The following is a 16,467-nucleotide window of genomic DNA, read 5'->3' as shown; positions in this document are numbered from 1 at the left end:
CGGCGGATTTTGGGCGAAGGTCGCCTCAACCCACCAGGTACTGACCGCCGTTCAGCGACAGGGTGCAGCCTGTGACATATCCGGCACGCTCCCCCACCAGCCAGGACACCATGTCGGCAATCTCCTCGCCCTTGCCCAGGCGGCCGACGGGAATCTGGCTGACGATGGAGTCCAGCACCTTGGGATCCATGGCGCCCACCATTTCGGTGTCGATATAGCCGGGCGCGATGCAGTTCACGGTCACGCCCTTGCGCGCATTCTCCAGCGCCAGCGCCTTGGTGAAGCCGATCATCCCGGCCTTGGCGGCGGAATAGTTGGTCTGGCCGATCTGACCCTTCTGACCGTTGATCGAGGAGATGTTGACGATCCGCCCGTGGCCCCGGTCGCGCATGCCGTTGATGACCTGGCGGGTCATGTTGAAGACACTGTCCATATTGACGCGGATGACGTCGGACCACTGGTCGTGGCTCATCTTGTGGAAGAAGCCGTCGCGGGTGATGCCGGCGTTGTTGACCAGGATGTCGATCGGCCCCAGTTCGGCCTCCACGACGCCCACGGCGCGGGCGCAGTCGTCGAAGCTGCCGACATTGCCCTTCACGACCATGACCCCCAGGGCCTTGGCCGTCGCCTGGGCCGCCTCGTCGTTGCCGGAATAGCCGGCGGCGACCTGGAAGCCGTCCTCATGCAGCCGCTGGACGATCGCCTTGCCGATGCCCCGGGTTCCGCCCGTTACGAAAGCCACGCGCGCCATGTCGTCTCCTGTCCCTTGCCGGCCCTTTGCGGGCCTTGTCGATGTTCAGGATTAACTCGCGAGGCGGCGCGCGCAAGGCGTGAATCTGACGCGGCGGAAGTTTCACGCTCCCGTCGCCTTCCGGTCCGTCAGGCGGCCAGCCTCTCCATGTCGATGACGAAGCGATAGCGCACGTCGGACTTCAGCATCCGCTCGTAGGCTTGGTTGATCTGATCGGGCGCGATGGTTTCGATGTCGCAAACGATCCCGTGCTCGGCGCAGAAATCCAGCATCTCCTGCGTCTCGCGGATGCCGCCGATCAGCGAGCCAGCGATGCGCCGCCGCCGCCACAGCAGGGGCAGGGCGAAGACCGGCAGGCCCTCGGTCGTCAGGCCCAGCATGATCATGGTCCCGTCGCGGGCCAGCAACTGAACATGGCTGGCGATCTCGTGCGTCGCCGAAACCGTGTTGATGATCAGGTCGAATTTTTCGGCCGCCGCCTTCATCGCGTCCTTGTCGGAGTTGATCAGGAAGTGTTTGGCGCCCATCCGCTCGGCGTCCGCCTTCTTGCGGTCCGAGGTGGACAGCACCGTCACCTCCGCCCCCATGGCCGCCGCCAGCTTGACCGCCATATGGCCCAGACCGCCCAGGCCGATGACCGCGACCTTCGATCCCGGCCCGATCTTCCATTCCTTCAGCGGCGAATAGGTGGTGATGCCCGCGCACAGCAGGGGCGCGGCCGCATCCAGCGGCAGGTTGTCGGGGATGGACAGGACGAAATGCTGATCGACGGTGATGTGGTCGGAATAGCCGCCCTGGGTGATCGGCTCGGCCGTGCCGCCCTTCCTGTCCTTGCCGCCATAGGTGCCGGTGAAGCCGGGGACGCAATATTGCTCGACGCCTTCCTGGCAGGAGGCGCACTCGCGGCAGCTGTCGACCATGCAGCCGACGCCGACGCGGTCGCCTTCCTTGAAACGGGTGACGTTCGATCCCACCGCCTTGACCACGCCCGCGATCTCGTGGCCCGGCACCAGGGGATAGGTGGATCGGCCGGTCTCGCTGCGCGCGGCGTGCAGGTCGGAATGGCAGACGCCGCAGTATTTGACGTCGATCAGCACATCGTCCGGGCCCGGATCGCGACGCTCGAAACTGTAGGGCGTCAGTGGTTTGTCGGCGGCGGTCGCGGCGAAGGCGCGTGTGGCGATCGGCATGGGAAGTCCTTCAAATTGGGACGGGCGGCAAGGCCTGGATGCGCCGCCGGCTGAACGGGCGCAAGGCGGTTCGGCCTATTTCAGCTTGGCGATCAGCGCCTGGGCCGCCGCCGGGTTCCGCACCTTGGCCCCCGAGATGAAATAGGCGAAGACCTCGCCGCGTTTGGCCCAGCCGCGGGCTTGATCCGCCACGGCGTCCAGTTCGGCGCCGGTCATGCCGGTCGGCTCGTCCTCGCGGCTGGACATCAGGCGGGCGTATCGAAAGTCAGATGTTTCCTCGTCGATCTGGGGCCAGGTCGGCTCCTCGTCGTCCACCGCATAGACGATGGCCGCCCCATATTTTCGGGCCAGGTCATGGAACTGCTCGGTGGCGAAGGTGGGGTTCCTGACCTCCAGCGCATGACGCAGCCGCACTCCGTCCTTCTCGGGCGGCAACAGTTTCAGAAAGCCCTCGAAATCCTCGGCATCGAACTTCTTCGTGCCCATGACATGAAATACTATTAGCAGCGTCAAGAAAAACAGCGCTTTCAGGCGGGTTGAGACCGGACCCAGTATGCTGGTCTTCGGTGTTATGCCGCTCTCTATGAGGCTTACCAGCGCGAGCGCTAGAACAAGACGGCTGTCGAGGACGCCCGCCAATCGTTTCGCAGACCTTCACTCGTTGACCGTTGGCCGCGACCCTCCAAATACCCCAGAGAGCCGCGCACAGGCCTCTCATGGGCGTTCTGGCTCACGACCACGATCAACCCGTTCCGTGCCTTCAGAGACGCGCTGAGAGCCATTCTTCGCGGCTAACGGAAGGCCGGGGGCGAACGCCGTTGGAGGATATGTTCCAACGAGGATCAGCAGGTCGATCACCCGAAGACGAAATCCTGTCAGCAGATGTCGGGAAGACGACCATCCTCAGCTTTTCACCGAGCGATCTTTGGTCAGCTTGACCAGATGGAATTGCGCGCTGGGATTCCAACTCGCAAAGTTTTCGCGGTGGACCTTCCCCCAGCCTTGAACGGCATCGTCCTTGGTCCGGTAGAAGCTGATCCGGTCGTAGCCTTCCGGGTGGACCTGCTGCTTCCAGATCACGGCCCACCGGCTCAAACCATTGTCCGCTTGGAACACCTCGCCTTCGAACTCTCCCCACCATCCGGGTTCTTTGGCTTTGGTGGCTCTGCGTTTGCTCTTAGCCAGTTCGACCGGATTGCCGGTGATGTCGCGGAAGGGGATCACCACTCGACCCCTTCTGAGTGGCCATGACAGACGATGTTGTAATCCTCTGACCCTTCCTCGACCATGTTCAGATTGGCGAGACGCGGGTCGCCCATGCTCCCGATGTGGGTCTTGCCATTCGCCGATTTCTCTTCCGACATCTCGCGACACCAATCCTCTCCATCGGAGGATAGGAGGCTGATCATCACCGGGCGACCGCTGCCGTCCTTGTGGGTAACATCGATGGTGTAGCCTTGCTCGATGGCCAAATGGATGACCTCGCCGAGCGTGATGGTTTCAGCCGAAACGTATGCGTTGGCCATGATGTTTTCAGTCCTGACGAGTTTGCGACGCGCGCCCGAGGTTCGCCTTGCGACGTGCCCAAGCGGCTTTAGCGATGGCAGATCGTTTGCGGCTGTCCGCTCCCCGAACTTGCTGTTCGGCCATCGCGCGGATGGCTTGGAACACGTCTTCCATCACGCGGTCTCCCACGGCCAAGGCCCGTAGTTCTTGCGGCATGTGTGCTCGTCCCACATGCTCAATACGTTCGGAGGCAAACCGTCGCTGATGTCGTCGTCAGCGAAAATCCGCATCCCAATCGGGACCGAATATTCAGGAACGTAGACCGCCATGAGAGGCTGGCTCCCATGATCTTTGGGCGGCACGAAGCACCGGTTCGGAAGCAGCGCGTCAAGCTGCTCCCAATAGACTTCGTGGTTGTTGACCAGCCACAAGTGGACCTTCGACGGCTGCGACATCGCAGCCCGAGCGGCTTCCATTTCGTCGCCGGTCATGCGGCTTCCTTCCCGGTCACATGGGCCAGCGCCGCCTTAAGGTAGGCGACCTGATCTTCCAGCTTGGCCTTGTCCGCATGGAGTTCGCCGTTGCGGCGGATGATCTGTTTGACCTCCCACTGGAGACGCTTGGACCAGCGATCAGTCACCTCTTCTTGGGTGTCCATGCTCTCGGTTGACCAACGCCATGTGTAGCCCTCAGGTGGCTGACCGCCCCGGCTATCTGCCAGCGTCTTGAGAGTTTTTTCGGCCGTCTTCTCCCACATCCGCGCGACTGATCGCGCGCCGTCGCGCTCGCTGATCGCCCCGGTGAGAAGTTCATACCGCCCATAGCCAGCGGCAAAAGTCGTAGACATTTTATGGGGGTCCAAGCCCAAGCCCACGACTTTGCGCTGAAGGCCGCGAGCGTCGGCGAGGATCGCGGTGTCGTCATTTGCGACGAGCATTCGGCGAAGGATCGTGGTCAGCAGGATTTCGTCGGCGGGGGTCATGATCGTTATCACTCCTTGGTTTATCGGCTTCATTCAGCGCTTAGAAAACGCGATTGAGACGGTCGCAGCACGGGTGGGCATCACGCGACCCTCCGGTCTATGGCGAGGTTGGCGATGCGCTCAGCTTCCTGACGCAGGGCCTCGCCTTCGGCTGCGAGGGTCATGGCTCGATCTTCGAGGCTGCGGCCCAGTCGGATCAGCTTCTCCACATCGGCGCGGAAGACGACGGTGGCCTCGTTCTGATCCGGGCCGAAGAATTCGTCTCTGATGTCGCTAACCCATACGCGGGGCACATCGAGCTTCGCCGCAACAGTGGCGTCGGAAGCATCTCCGGCGTATCCAATGTCTGTGTAGCAGGCGGTGATTTCATCCAGCACGCGGCGGCGGTCTTCACGGGTCGGCTGACGCACTTCTGGGCGAGGGTTGTTGGTGACGAGGCGGGGCATTGGTTCGACTCCTTTGTTGTTGGAAACAGGTTGCGGACTTTGCGGCGGATTGACCGGCGGCAGCGGCACTACGACAGCGAGATTGGCGACCGCCCGATGGGCTTTGGCCTTTCCGAAGCGCGGGTTGCACTTCGGACAGAGGTCGTGGGTTCGGGAGTGGCCGACACTCCAACCGCGTCGCCGAAACGCTTGGTTGGCGACTGCCGGGGGCGCAGAGGCGCCGCTAATCACAAGGTAATCGTGGGCGCGACAGTCAGCGCAGGTGATTTGGACGTGCGGCTGCTTTCGCCCGTCATCGCCACGCTCGCGCGAGACAACGGCATATGCTTCGCGTCCGCTCATTACGCCACCGTCCCTTCACGCCGCTTCATTGCCTTCCGAGCACGCTTCAGGGCGGCCCTATTGATTCTCTCGAAATCAGCAGCGGATGCTTGAGGTTCGGGCGTGATCTTGACACCCGTCAGCCGGTCGATTTCCCGACCCATGAACCGTTCATCTTCTGCGCTAGGACGCGGCGTTGAAGTCCAGACAAACAGCGGCTCACCGGACGGATGTCCGTCAAAAACCCATTGAGTGATAACCTGATCATCTGCATACGCAGACGCAACGCGCTTGCCGATTTCAGGAGCGCAGGGTTCTTTGATGTGAAACCACGCACGACCCGAAGGCAGGCGACCCATGTCATCAATGTTGATACCGGCAATGCCATCGGCGTAGTGAAAAAAGTATTTCATCGTATCTCCCATCATTTCTGCTTCGCCGATCTGGCGTTGCTCTTCGGTGGGTGGATACTCACAAATACACGCGCGCCATTGCCATATGACAGCAACGGCGAAAACTATGCCAAACTATGACACTGGCGGCTTTTCTGTTGTTAACGGGGCGTTAACTGCGGGTTGATCAGGTCAGGCATGGCCGCGAGAACCTATTTCCCCACGGACCTGCTGGGACAATCTAACGTCTGCGACGTGCTCGGCATTAGCCAGCGAACCCTTGCGCGGCGCTTTGAGCACCACACGGCCACCAACGACGCCTCGAAAATTCCCCCGTTCATCAAGGTCGGGAAGCAGCGGCGCTGGCGGTATGACTATCTGCTACTGTTCAGGGACAATGCGACCACCCTTCGCGGGTATCTTGAAGGCGGCTACCCACCTCGGGGCGATGAGATTGAGCATCAATCCACATCCGATACTCTGCCGCCGCTCGGCGTTGCCCTCGGACTCATTTCCGGCTGGAAGGAGCAGGAGCGGTGGCGACGCGCCAGCGACATCCTGACGCGCAAAGCTTTCCGCACCACCGGCGAGATGCGCTTCAAAGACTTATGCTATCTGTATGATCCTCAATGGAACGATCCCACAGATCAGGAAGTCGAAGCGTTCACCCGAAACATCGAGCTAGAGACAAAGGCTGTTTTTCTTGAAATCGGCCTGCCTTGGATTAAGTCATTCGCTGATCGCGATGAGCAATATCACACGATGTTAGCTGCAAAGAACGCCATTGCTGCCGCATTGAGAAACTTGTTTAAGGATGAGAAGCGATGGCGCGAGAGAGCCGAGGTGGGCGACTATGAAGCAGATATGCCAATGATGCCGCCAGCCGCGTGATCCGCACAATCATTATCCATCTGAACGGTCCTCCGACCGGATCGTCCACGCAACCCTCGCGGCGAGGATTCAGTCGCTCTTCCCAGACCCCGACCACTTTGGCGACTGAGCGTCATCCTCGGTCGGGTCCTTCAGATCGGCTCGTCAAAGCGCGCGACTACCGCCGGGGGCGCCGAGGCGAGGAGCTTTTCGAGCTTGGCCGTATGGGCGCGACATCGTGCCTCCAACAGGTCATGCTGGTCAGACAGCCACCCCTCCGGCAGTTCTCCCCGTTTATAGCCTTCCAGATCGTCCACGCCGAACAGCAGATCATCGCCGTTCATCGCCGTGCCTCCGGCTTCAACCACAGCACCGACCAAGCGACCCTTGCCGCGAGCATCAGACGACCTTCCCGCCAGAGGGTCTGGAAAAGGTCGATTAGCGCGTCGGCTGAAGGGCCTCGGCCAGATCGAAGGCAGATGTAGTTTTCGGCTCGACCCAGCCATGCGCTGCTGAAGTGTCGTTGAGAGTCGGTCAGGCCGCGTTCGAAAAAGTGCTGATAGATGTCCATACCGGAGGCTTTCGTTTCCGGTATTTATCCAGATCGAGGTTTCGCGTTCCGCCATTCCATTCCTTCTCGACCAAACCCAGATTAAGGTTAACGCCGAATCGGGTTTGGATTTCTCATGGCGACTGCGGCGAAGAAGCTTGGTGCGATACACCACAAAATCCTCGACCTGCTGAAGGCAAATCCCGCCGGTCTGACCATCTACGATATAAGAGATCAGATCGCCGATCTCGATGTCCAACAGCACCTCGACAAACGGGTGAGGGAGCTTCGCTACACGCACAAGGTGCCGCTACGCAGGGTCGGCGGGAGGGCCGTCTACGTCTATGAGGGCGAGCGTCTGGAAGGGCTATCTGACGGCGGCCAGATCAGTTCTGCCTTACGGGCGAAGCTACTGCACGCCGCGCATGGCAAATGTCAGATGTGCGGCCGAACGATAGCGGATGACGACATCAAACTTGAGATTGACCACAAAATTCCGCGCAACTGGGGCGGCCTTACGGTTGAGGAAAACCTCTGGGCCATCTGTGGCCTTTGCAACGGAGGAAAGCGGGATTTCTTCGCGACGTTCAACGACGAGGAGATGACCCGCATCCTCGCCAAGGACAGTGTTTACGAACGTATTTCGGAGACCCTTCGCATCTACGAAGGTAGCCCTACGCCAGCTTGGCTTCTTCAGTTCGTCGCTAACGCGGACGACTTTCAAGAGGATTGGCAGAAACGTCTTCGGGAACTGCGATATCCGGTTATCGGGTATGAGATCGCTGCTACGCGGCACAAGAATCCCAATGGAAAATGGGAAGCGGCTTACACACTGCGCGAGTGGAAACCGCTTCCTGACAATCATAAATTCTTAATCAAGGAATTTGAGCGCGCGAACCGGCAGTCCCGCCCGGCTTAACCGTAAGCTCTGTGCACAACTGATTGGTTGAGGACAGCAGCGATCTGCGAGGAAACTGCCTTGGCGACTGGCGGCGGGAAGGCATTGCCTACTTGCCGATATGCAGCAGTTTTTCTGCCAGCGAACTTCCAGTCATTCGGAAATCCTTGAATCCTCGCCACCATCTCGACCGTTAGGCGGGGGGTGCCAACGAAGTCGCGCGCAGGAGCAGCGTCAGCGATGCCCATGCCATCGACGCCAAGAGATGCCCAAGCCTTTTTGGCGCGGGTGGGGCCAAGGTCTGGGCCGCCATGCTTCTTTGACCCGCCCACCAAAGTTGGCGCGATCTCATTGGCCCCTTCCTTCCACTTTTTCGCGCCACGCCACCCATTTGACGACATCAAATCGTAGAGCGTGTCGCCGACAGTCGGAGGGTTGTGAGCATCGACAGCGGGCCACTCAAACCGGTCTGCGATTTCGGACTTAAGCGCAATGATTGCAACGCGGGGGCGGAGTTGCGGGACGCCGAAATCAGATGCGTTTAGGAGGCGCCACTCCGTGGTGTATCCAAGTTTAGTCAGTTGTGTCCGAAGGTGTTCTCGGTAATCCTCGAAAACTGCATCGAGAAAGCCACGGACATTCTCGATCATGACTGCGCGCGGCCGTATCTCGTCCACCAGACGAAGCGCGGTGGGAAACAGGTTGCGCTCGTCTCGCTCACCCAACTGTTTGCCAGCCACTGAAAACGGCGGACACGGCAGACCTCCAGCGAGGAGATCGACCCCCTTAAACGGCCTACCATCGAATTCTACGAGATCGCCTTCGTGCACGCCCCACTCTGGACGATTCAGCCGGAGCGTTTCGCAGCACCAGTTATCAACTTCGACAGCAGCCGAATGGTCGAAACCGGCCTGTTCGAGGCCAAGAGCTTGACCGCCCGCTCCCGCACACATTTCAACTGATGTAAGACGCATGGTTCACCCCGAATCGCGTAAGCGCACCAAGGCAGATGTGCCTCGTGCTTGAGGGAAAGTCGAACACAAAGGGAACGGTCGCGGCATTTATGCGGCCCACTCCAGTTCGCCGGTGAATCGGCGGTAGCTCTTCCAACCATCGCCACCGCCCGCTTCGTCGATGCGAGGAATGCCGATCTGGTCGCACTTCGCCTCCACCTCCGATAACAGGGCCAGCGGGACAGGGCGGTTTCGGTCGATGTGGACCTCGCGCAGAAGCCAGCGGTTTCGAAGGGTCATAGGTCGGAATTCCACAAGGCATTCGCTGCGAAACTCGGCCACAGCCATCTTCCCCGCCGCCACGTCGGCCAGACGGTGAGCGAGGCAGTTCCGGTATTTCCGTCCAGCTTCCAGCAGGTCACGCATGGAGGCGAGCGGCCGGAGTTCGTTGTCGCCCTCGGACACAGGGTGAAGCGGCAACCGGTCCGCCCGGCGAAGGAATCGGTCGAGCAGTCTGGGCAGCGAGGAGGTCGGCCCCATGCGGGCGATAGCTTCCGCTACCACCTCGCCAGATGCCTTCGAGTTTACGGACTGGATAAAGGCCACAGCCTTGTTGAACGTCATGGCCTCGGCGCCGGAGTCGATGCGGTCGAGTGTGTGGGCATGGCGCCATCGCGGATCGAGCGCGAGCAAGACCTCCAGCTTCCGGCAGGTGATCCGCCCGGAGGCGCGTAGGGCCTCGGCACCGCGCACATCGTCGCAGGTGAGGAAGTCGTAGAGGGCGAGATAGTCCTTGGCCCGAGGCAGCGGCCGTTCCCCGATCTGCGTCAGGAGACCGGGGAGGCCATCCGGCACGTCACCGAAGCCGTGGCGCAGAATGTCCTTCGCGCGTCCATGGCGGACGACCTCTGCGAATGAGTGCGGGAGGAGGTCGGCGTGGGCTTCGATAACACCGCCCTTTACCTCACGCGCCGCCAGCGTAGCGAAGATCGCCTGACGACGCGCCGGAGCCGCCGTGAGCACGCGAGACAAGATGCCCGGCACTTCATCGTCGAGCTTCACCAGAGCGTCGGTGCTCCATCCCAGAAGCCCGCCCTCACGCATTGAAGCGCTCCCATGGGAAGCGGCCTTGGCCTTGCGCGTTTGGTGCGGTCTGGAAGGCAACCCAGCGCCATTTCCGGGTTTCGCCGGGGGTGGTGCAGTGGTCAAAGACGATACGCTGTGGCTCGTTGGTGATGTCGTTCAGGATCGCCTTAATCGCGATTGCTTCAGGGACCACCACGGGAACGGTGATCTCCCCGTCAGCTTCCGCCGGTGGGCTGATGAACAGCCATTCGGTCGTGCTGATCCACTGGTGAGGCCCGGCGACATCGTTGAGGAAAACTTCGAGTTCGAGACCGTCGATCTCACCCGCCTCGTCAACGTTGGCGCGCACAGCAAGACATCGCAGCGGGGCTTCTTCCGGTGCCATTCAACCTCCTTTTCTGGGGAGGTTTCAGGGTCTCATGAAAGCTGAGTCCGTCAACCAGATCGGCGAAGATGTCGGCAGTCTCGCTCGACCGTTAGGAGGACGTTTCCGCTGACTGTGGTGAACTCTGGCGATGAGAATGGGATCGAATGTCTTGCGCTTCCGCCGCTCGCCGAAAAGTCGGAACAAGCGGTCGAAAGTGAAGTTCGCGGGCGCTGTCGTCCTCATCGCCGGATTTGCCTTCATCACCACATTGATGTGGCCTCGCTCGGCTGATTTGGTGTCGGCGCAGGTGTCTGGACCGGCCTACGACTTCGCTTGTGATGTTGCCTATGTGAACGACGGCGACACTCTTCGATGTCAGGACGGCACGCGGGTTCGGCTCCACGCCATCGCCGCTCGTGAGACTGACGGATCGTGTTCGCCGGGACACCCGTGCCCGACTGCCTCGGCCGCAGCGAGCACAGCCGCCCTTACTCGGCTGGCTGGAAGTAGGATCACCTGCATTCGCATTGGGCAGAGCTACGAAAGAGTGACCGCGATCTGCCACAACACATCAGGCGTCGAGATCAATTGCGCCATGGTCGAGAGCGGCGCGGCGTTGATCTGGGACCGCTTCAACCGACAGAGACCGATTTGCCGGTCTTGAAGAGGCCGCCCCGTCAACAGGGCGGCTCGTCTGGTTCATGAGCCACTCCAAATTGCCCTCCCAGCAAACTCCCCCCAGAAACGTCGATGGTCAGCCCCAGCCGACGCCGCTGCTCGGCGTAGTGAAGTCGAGCGGTCTCCGCTTCGCTCACGGCGCCGTTGATGCGGTAGCTCAGGGCCTCGATCTGATCGACCAGCATGTCGATGCACTTCTCCTGCACATCAAGACGCATTTGGGCATCGTCCAGCGCTGCGGCCAACATCGCGTTGATCTCCTCCTGCGACATCACGCTGCCGCCTTCCGCGCACGGTAGTCAGCCGCCCGTTCAGCGGCCGTCTTCGGCACCTTCAACGGATCGGCCTTCCGCCCGGGTTTGGCCTTCTTGTAGGTCAGTCCGAGGTCGATGAAGTTCAACGAAGTGCGGAAGGGAAAGCCCGCCGCCCTGAAGTAGTCGGCAAGGAAGGTCGCTTGCTCTTTGTCATAGACCGTGACCGTCACCGGCCGAACATCGTCGGGCATACGCAGGGACGACCGGAAGACGATCTGGATCAGGTCTTCGAATTCGCGATCTCGACGAACTGCCTCATAGTCCAACAGTCCGCCCGTCATTGCGGCGAAGACCTTGTTCTCCGCGTCGCTGGCCTTGGCGCTGTAGAGGACCGAGCACTCGGTCAGGAACCGGTATTTGTTCGACCCTGCGATTTTGGGCGAGACCTGCTCACCCGGCAGTCTGAGATCACCCCGCCTCTTATTGACCGCCCAGTAATGCTGGTCAGCGGTGGCATTATCCCGAACCCACTTCGACCATGCCGCAACGGCTCGGCGGCCCGCATCCGTTTCCCCGAAGAAGGTCGAACCGGCGCGGTGATCGTCCGCAACGTAGTTGATCGTCAGGTCGCGGCCCTTCCACGCGAGGCCCTGTCCAATCGAAAGAGGCTTCCACGACACGTTGCCGTGCAGCGCCGTCGTCAGCCGATAGGTGATGAGACTGGTGAAGCTGTTGGCGAGGACCACGGCTCGGTCGTAGACCGCCAGTTCAGTCACGTCCCAGATGCTGAAGTAGGTCAGACGTTGGCGGTGCTGGAGTTCTTCCCATGCTTCCAGATTGACGACGGCGCCGCCGCGTTGAACTCGATTGTGCAGCGCTGCGACCGGCCGAGTGAGGTCGTCGGCCGCAAGATCGCGAGACGAGGGCGCGTCGGCCTTGGCCAGCAGCTTGGAGTAGCCCTTGGCGAAAGGCTCCAGATTGTAGGTCGCCTCCCAGAACGGCGTGGAGGCACCAAGGTCGAACGATCCCGAGGACCAGACCTTTGGGTCTTCGTCGATGATGATTGACCAGCCACGCCCCTCGACGACGAAGTGATCTACCATCTTCATCGCCTCGTGGGTGATGATGACGACAACATGCTCCTCGTCGCTGGAGCGTTCGATCATCAGCGGGAAGTCGCGGGAGACGACATTGCCCGCCTTGCTGGACAACGAGCGGATGGCGATGAAGCGACCGGCCTCAGCGGCTTCTTCCGCGATGAGGCTATGACGTCTGTCAAACTCCTCCGTGCGATCCACCGCGTAGATGTAGCGGCCGGGCGTCCGCCCCATGTGTTGAACCGCCCACGTCGTCTTTCCAGCGCCACATGCTGCGCTGCTGTAGTAAATATCCTGATTGTGCATTAGAGATTAGAACCGGGCCGAGACCCCTATGCCTTCGGCTGTATCTCTACTTATAACGGATATGGGCCGAACTGCATTATTAATCGCGTTTCGAATGATCGAAAGAGGCCGTCACGGGCGCACCCCGTCACATCATTACTCTAATGGTCTTTAGAGGATTGGCGTGACGCGCTTGAGCGCCATTCCAATCCTTGTTTGCGGATACATTGCGCTGCGCTACGCGCAACGGCGCCTCGCCTTCGATCACGGCCTCCCGGCGAAGGGCCGCTCGGCCTATCGAAGCCAAGTCGCTCCATTGGGAACTGGATGGGGTCGAGGAACCCGGCTCTTTCCCCGATCAACGCGAAAGCAAGGCAACGAAGAGATCGGCCGCCTTCGCCGATCTCGAAGTTGCTGGCGGCGCCGGAAGGCGTCGGCGACATCGCTGGGCTGCTACGTTTCAGTTCGAGCACGTCATTCGACAGCGGAGGCTTCCGATGTCCTTCGGTCGAGACCCCAACTTTCTGATGGTCGCCAAGCGACCGGGTGGGTGCGCCAGTGACGCCCCGTCCAGAAATGGGTGAGCAGATCGCAGCCAGTTTCCAGTCTCGCAGAAGGTATACTTCTGACAGATGTCGATCAGTGGGTCTGGAAGCCTCTCGTTAATCATCAGATATGGATGACAGACTCTCCGAATACCGTATCCTGAAATCTATCTCCGACAACGCGGGGCTTTCAGGGGTTTTCGGAAACGGATGCTAATCGGATATTCGAGGTGCTCGGCTCGCGGGCAAAATCATGGGTCGCAGATCGACGCGCTGGAGAAGGCGGGGTGCGAGCGCATCTTCGTCGAGACCGCTTCCGGCACGCGCAGTGATCGGCCGCAGCTAACCGAGCTTCTCGACTTCGCCCGGCCCGGAGATACCGTGGTTGTCCTGCGGCTCGACCGTCTCGCCCGTGATGTCCGCCAAATCCTCGATCTCGTCGATCAGTTCACCCGCCGCGATATCGGGCTGAAGTCATTGAGCGAGGCCATCGACAGCACCACCCCCAGCGGTCGGCTTGCGGTCCACACCTTGGCAGCGCTCGGACAGTATGAAGTCGAACAGAAACGTCTCGCCTGTGAAGCCGGGCGGAAGGCCGCGATTGCCCGTGGTCGTCTCGGTGGCCGCCCCAAGGCTATGGACGAGACCAAGCTTAAAATCGCTAAGGCGCTGATGGCCGACGATCAGCTTTCGATGTCGGAGATCGCCCGTCAGGTGGGGGTGGCGCCGAGCACGTTGTATCGAACGGTGCCGGGTGGCCGTGCCGCATTGGGCCAGCCAGTCGCTTAGACGGACGGCCATGTATCCAAAGCGTGATCGAGCGGAACTTTGGTTGATTGCCTTGTTGGTTCTGGCGACGGTCGTTCAGGCGGGCTTCGTAATTGCGTCTTGACTGGACTGATCTGCTGAGAGGTCTTCGACGCTGATGTCCGTCAACGGCCCGAAATAGTCTGCTGGGCCTCCCGCACGCATTACCATTGCCGCATACTTTTCGGGCCACACGGCTATGGAGGCCGCTTCTGCCGCCTCGCGCGCCGATTTACGGGCCTTGGCAGCTTCACGGATGACGTCGAACTTTGCCTGATTCACCGTCATACCTCCTTGCATCCGCCTTGGTGAACCTACGCGAAAATCCTTGAGAGAATGTAGCTGACGGCTCGCTCGCCTGTGGAGATGTAACCAAACTGCTTTCCCCCCAATCAAATGTTCCCCATACGTTCTCATTATGAGCGAGAGGGCATATCGGGGCGACGAGACGACGGGCTTCCAAAGCCCTGCACAGGACCACATCGAAGGCGTGCCCGATCTCGCTGAGCTTCTGGAGCTACGTCGGCCTCAGCGATACGCAGTCAGGGTCAAAGGCGAGGGACTGCGAAAGCGCGGCATCCACGGTGGCGACATTCTCGTGGTCAACACCGACGCGGAGCCACGGTCTGGCAAGGTCTGCGTCGCCTTCTTGCACGGCGATGTCGTGCTTGCGGTCCTTACGGAGAAGGATGGCCAATGGTGGCTGGAGCCTTCGAACCAAACGCCCCAGCCCTTGTCCGACGACACCGAGGTCTGGGCCATGATCGCCGCGCTGGTTCGGACGGATGTCTGATGTTCGGCCTAATCGACGGCAACAACTTCTACGTCTCCTGCGAGCGGGCCTTTGACCCGACGCTCATTGGCAAGCCGGTGATCGTGCTGTCGAACAACGACGGCTGCGCCATAGCGCGCTCTGCCGAGAGCAAGGCCCTCGGGATCAAGATGGGTGAGGTCTGGCACCTTTCGAAGCGGAAGCCAGAGTATCGGAACGTCATCGCGAAAAGCTCGAACTACGCTTTGTATGGCGACATGAGCCGCCGCGTTTTCGAAGTTTTGTCCGACCATTTCCAGAGGGTCGAACCCTACAGCATCGACGAGATGTTCTTGGACCTGACGCAGTTCGCCCGCGTGGACTACTGCCGCCGCGTCCGAGATAGCGTCCGCCAGATCACCAAGATTCCAACATGCATCGGCATCGGGCCGACGAAGACGCTGGCGAAGTTGGCGAACAAGCACGCCAAGGGCGGGCCGACCGGCGTATCTGATTTCAGTGATCTCGACGCCCGCCGTCAGGGGTTTGCCGAAATGCCAATCGGCGAAATCTGGGGCGTGGGGGGCGCCAGTCAAACGAAGCTGAACAACCTCGGCATCCATACGGTCGAGCAGTTCGCAGCGCTCCCGTCCGCCAGCGTCAGGAAACTCATGCCCGTCACCGGCCAGCGGACCCATGCCGAACTCAACGGCGTGTCCTGTATGCCGCTGACCCTCGCTCCCGATCAGAAGCAAACGGTGGCGGTGACGCGGATGTTCGGGCGCCCGGTTGAGACGTGGGAGGACATGCGCGAGGCACTAGCGGCCCACGCTGCACGCGCTGCGGAGAAGTGTCGCAAGCATGGGCTGGTGGCCAATGCGATGCAGGTGTTCTTCCACACGCATCCGCACAACGGCGATCCTTGGTATCATGGCCAGCGTTCGTTTGAGATCGAGCCGACTGCGGACAGTTTCGCGATCATAGGTCAGGCCGTCGCAGCGGGCCGGTCGATGTGGAAGCCCGACACGCGCTACGCCAAGGCCGGGGTGATCCTGCTGGACCTTCAGGCAGAGGCTGATGCGCCCCGCGACCTCCTGCCGACCGTCGATCCGATCAAGTCCGAGAAGCTGATGACGGCGCTGGATTCCGTGAACGCGAAGTTTGGACGGGGGACATTGCGGCCGGGCGGGATACGCCCGGTGAAGCCGTGGTCCACGCGGGCGAACAATCGGTCACCTCGATTCACGACGCGGTTCACCGAACTGATGGAAGTGCGAGCGTAGACCGCTAGACGGGGATGATCTCGGCACAGTCGTAGAGCTTGTTTTCATCGAGCCGGGGGAACAGCGCGAAGTCGCGAACCGTCATGTCCTGAAGGGACGCAACGAACCGGTCGAACTCCTGTTCGAAACCAAGCCTCGGGTGGATCGTCCACGAGCCGTCACGCTCGCGGGAAAAGTAGACCTCACCATCTTTCTGCAAGTCGGCGAATGTAATCATTCGACAATTTTAAGCGTAGCGCGAGCGCGATGCAAATATGGCAGCGCTTCGTTCCGTATTAAGATCAAGCTGCGCCAGAACCCCAAGTTCGTTTGGGGGTTGGGAGGGAATGTCGTCTGAAGTAAAAAGCTTACGAGAACAATCTGTTCGCTTTCGTGCATTGTCCCGGTGGGTAACGGACGCCCAGACGCTGGCGGCTATTGAAGGGCATTGCGATGACCTAGATCGCCGTGCTGCT

23 protein-coding genes and 1 pseudogene are annotated in these 16,467 nt (G+C 60.7%); 5 read left to right on the top strand and 19 right to left on the bottom strand.

What is annotated here, in order from left to right; genetic code table 11:
• Nucleotides 1-25: 25 nt before the first annotated feature.
• The 10 genes and pseudogenes from phbB to ACWPV3_RS00955 all read right to left on the bottom strand — a co-directional run bounded on the left by phbB (nucleotide 26) and on the right by ACWPV3_RS00955 (nucleotide 5,609).
• The gene (phbB, locus tag ACWPV3_RS01000) at nucleotides 26-751 is read right to left on the bottom strand and encodes an acetoacetyl-CoA reductase (protein ID WP_292086670.1); all 726 of its coding nucleotides are present in this window, start codon (nucleotides 749-751) and stop codon (nucleotides 26-28) included.
• 128 nt (nucleotides 752-879) lie between these two features.
• Nucleotides 880-1,941: an NAD(P)-dependent alcohol dehydrogenase gene (locus ACWPV3_RS00995; protein WP_453976498.1), complete on the bottom strand. Its 1,062-nt coding sequence runs from the start codon at nucleotides 1,939-1,941 to the stop codon at nucleotides 880-882.
• 75 nt (nucleotides 1,942-2,016) lie between these two features.
• Nucleotides 2,017-2,427 (bottom strand): annotated as a pseudogene (locus tag ACWPV3_RS00990) (DUF72 domain-containing protein); the annotation flags it as partial.
• Nucleotides 2,428-2,844: 417 nt separating this feature from the next.
• On the bottom strand, nucleotides 2,845-3,168 hold the full coding sequence (locus tag ACWPV3_RS00985; protein ID WP_291539647.1) for a hypothetical protein: 324 nt from the start codon (nucleotides 3,166-3,168) through the stop codon (nucleotides 2,845-2,847).
• Nucleotides 3,162-3,467, bottom strand: coding sequence for a hypothetical protein (locus ACWPV3_RS00980; RefSeq protein ID WP_291539644.1), 306 nt, complete (start codon nucleotides 3,465-3,467; stop codon nucleotides 3,162-3,164). The genes ACWPV3_RS00985 and ACWPV3_RS00980 overlap by 7 nt, the downstream gene beginning before the upstream one ends.
• A gap of 7 nt (nucleotides 3,468-3,474) precedes the next feature.
• Nucleotides 3,475-3,621, bottom strand: coding sequence for a hypothetical protein (locus ACWPV3_RS00975; RefSeq protein WP_291539642.1), 147 nt, complete (start codon nucleotides 3,619-3,621; stop codon nucleotides 3,475-3,477).
• A complete protein-coding gene (locus ACWPV3_RS00970; protein WP_453976497.1) occupies nucleotides 3,621-3,938 on the bottom strand; it encodes a hypothetical protein in 318 nt (105 codons plus the stop codon). The genes ACWPV3_RS00975 and ACWPV3_RS00970 overlap by 1 nt, the downstream gene beginning before the upstream one ends.
• Nucleotides 3,935-4,429 carry a hypothetical protein gene (locus ACWPV3_RS00965; protein ID WP_291539639.1) on the bottom strand — a complete coding sequence of 165 codons (495 nt, stop codon included), beginning with the start codon at nucleotides 4,427-4,429 and terminating at the stop codon, nucleotides 3,935-3,937. Before ACWPV3_RS00965 ends, ACWPV3_RS00970 begins: the two co-directional genes overlap by 4 nt.
• 80 nt (nucleotides 4,430-4,509) lie before the next feature.
• Entirely contained in the window at nucleotides 4,510-4,875 is a 366-nt protein-coding gene (locus ACWPV3_RS00960; RefSeq protein WP_291539636.1) for a hypothetical protein, read from the bottom strand.
• A 341-nt stretch (nucleotides 4,876-5,216) separates the two neighbouring features.
• A complete protein-coding gene (locus ACWPV3_RS00955) occupies nucleotides 5,217-5,609 on the bottom strand; it encodes a hypothetical protein (protein WP_453976496.1) in 393 nt (130 codons plus the stop codon).
• Nucleotides 5,610-5,786: 177 nt separating this feature from the next.
• Between ACWPV3_RS00955 and ACWPV3_RS00950 the strand changes: the two genes are divergently transcribed.
• Nucleotides 5,787-6,479, top strand: a complete 693-nt coding sequence (locus ACWPV3_RS00950; protein WP_291539632.1) for a hypothetical protein — start codon at nucleotides 5,787-5,789, stop codon at nucleotides 6,477-6,479.
• Nucleotides 6,480-6,610: 131 nt separating this feature from the next.
• Here the strand turns inward: ACWPV3_RS00950 and ACWPV3_RS00945 are convergent, their stop codons facing one another.
• Nucleotides 6,611-6,802 carry a hypothetical protein gene (locus tag ACWPV3_RS00945; RefSeq protein WP_453976495.1) on the bottom strand — a complete coding sequence of 64 codons (192 nt, stop codon included), beginning with the start codon at nucleotides 6,800-6,802 and terminating at the stop codon, nucleotides 6,611-6,613.
• Nucleotides 6,799-7,029 (bottom strand): DUF6626 family protein, encoded by a 231-nt coding sequence (locus ACWPV3_RS00940; protein ID WP_453976494.1) that lies wholly within the window; start codon nucleotides 7,027-7,029, stop codon nucleotides 6,799-6,801. Before ACWPV3_RS00940 ends, ACWPV3_RS00945 begins: the two co-directional genes overlap by 4 nt.
• 115 nt (nucleotides 7,030-7,144) lie before the next feature.
• On the opposite strand from ACWPV3_RS00940, the gene ACWPV3_RS00935 reads away from it, so the two are divergent.
• Complete coding sequence (locus ACWPV3_RS00935) at nucleotides 7,145-7,927, top strand: HNH endonuclease (protein ID WP_453976493.1); 783 nt, start codon at nucleotides 7,145-7,147, stop codon at nucleotides 7,925-7,927.
• On the opposite strand, the gene ACWPV3_RS00930 is transcribed toward ACWPV3_RS00935, so the two are convergent.
• The 5 genes from ACWPV3_RS00930 to ACWPV3_RS00910 all read right to left on the bottom strand — a co-directional run bounded on the left by ACWPV3_RS00930 (nucleotide 7,924) and on the right by ACWPV3_RS00910 (nucleotide 12,575).
• Nucleotides 7,924-8,880, bottom strand: a complete 957-nt coding sequence (locus ACWPV3_RS00930; protein ID WP_453976492.1) for a DNA cytosine methyltransferase — start codon at nucleotides 8,878-8,880, stop codon at nucleotides 7,924-7,926. The two genes, ACWPV3_RS00935 and ACWPV3_RS00930, sit on opposite strands and share 4 nt — an antisense overlap.
• Before the next feature lie 87 nt (nucleotides 8,881-8,967).
• Nucleotides 8,968-9,963, bottom strand: a complete 996-nt coding sequence (locus tag ACWPV3_RS00925; RefSeq protein ID WP_453976491.1) for a hypothetical protein — start codon at nucleotides 9,961-9,963, stop codon at nucleotides 8,968-8,970.
• Nucleotides 9,956-10,330, bottom strand: a complete 375-nt coding sequence (locus tag ACWPV3_RS00920) for a hypothetical protein (protein ID WP_453976490.1) — start codon at nucleotides 10,328-10,330, stop codon at nucleotides 9,956-9,958. Before ACWPV3_RS00920 ends, ACWPV3_RS00925 begins: the two co-directional genes overlap by 8 nt.
• A gap of 659 nt (nucleotides 10,331-10,989) precedes the next feature.
• Entirely contained in the window at nucleotides 10,990-11,262 is a 273-nt protein-coding gene (locus tag ACWPV3_RS00915) for a hypothetical protein (RefSeq protein WP_453976489.1), read from the bottom strand.
• A complete protein-coding gene (locus ACWPV3_RS00910) occupies nucleotides 11,262-12,575 on the bottom strand; it encodes a hypothetical protein (RefSeq protein ID WP_453976488.1) in 1,314 nt (437 codons plus the stop codon). The genes ACWPV3_RS00915 and ACWPV3_RS00910 overlap by 1 nt, the downstream gene beginning before the upstream one ends.
• Nucleotides 12,576-13,381: 806 nt before the next feature.
• Between ACWPV3_RS00910 and ACWPV3_RS00905 the strand changes: the two genes are divergently transcribed.
• On the top strand, nucleotides 13,382-13,960 hold the full coding sequence (locus ACWPV3_RS00905) for a recombinase family protein (RefSeq protein ID WP_453976487.1): 579 nt from the start codon (nucleotides 13,382-13,384) through the stop codon (nucleotides 13,958-13,960).
• Nucleotides 13,961-14,035: 75 nt separating this feature from the next.
• Here the strand turns inward: ACWPV3_RS00905 and ACWPV3_RS00900 are convergent, their stop codons facing one another.
• The gene (locus tag ACWPV3_RS00900; RefSeq protein WP_162790550.1) at nucleotides 14,036-14,260 is read right to left on the bottom strand and encodes a hypothetical protein; all 225 of its coding nucleotides are present in this window, start codon (nucleotides 14,258-14,260) and stop codon (nucleotides 14,036-14,038) included.
• 136 nt (nucleotides 14,261-14,396) lie between these two features.
• Here ACWPV3_RS00900 and ACWPV3_RS00895 point away from each other — a divergent pair, with 136 nt between their 5' ends.
• Both ACWPV3_RS00895 and ACWPV3_RS00890 read left to right on the top strand, forming a co-directional pair.
• Nucleotides 14,397-14,771, top strand: coding sequence for a LexA family protein (locus tag ACWPV3_RS00895; protein ID WP_453976486.1), 375 nt, complete (start codon nucleotides 14,397-14,399; stop codon nucleotides 14,769-14,771).
• Nucleotides 14,771-16,012: a Y-family DNA polymerase gene (locus tag ACWPV3_RS00890; RefSeq protein ID WP_453976485.1), complete on the top strand. Its 1,242-nt coding sequence runs from the start codon at nucleotides 14,771-14,773 to the stop codon at nucleotides 16,010-16,012. The genes ACWPV3_RS00895 and ACWPV3_RS00890 overlap by 1 nt, the downstream gene beginning before the upstream one ends.
• 4 nt (nucleotides 16,013-16,016) lie before the next feature.
• Here the strand turns inward: ACWPV3_RS00890 and ACWPV3_RS00885 are convergent, their stop codons facing one another.
• Nucleotides 16,017-16,229 carry a hypothetical protein gene (locus tag ACWPV3_RS00885; protein WP_114815859.1) on the bottom strand — a complete coding sequence of 71 codons (213 nt, stop codon included), beginning with the start codon at nucleotides 16,227-16,229 and terminating at the stop codon, nucleotides 16,017-16,019.
• Nucleotides 16,230-16,467 lie beyond the last annotated feature (238 nt).

This window comes from Brevundimonas sp. Marseille-Q4549 (assembly GCF_976940555.1).
Note: the sequence above shows the minus strand (reverse complement) of the source record. Positions and strands in the feature narration are given on the sequence as shown.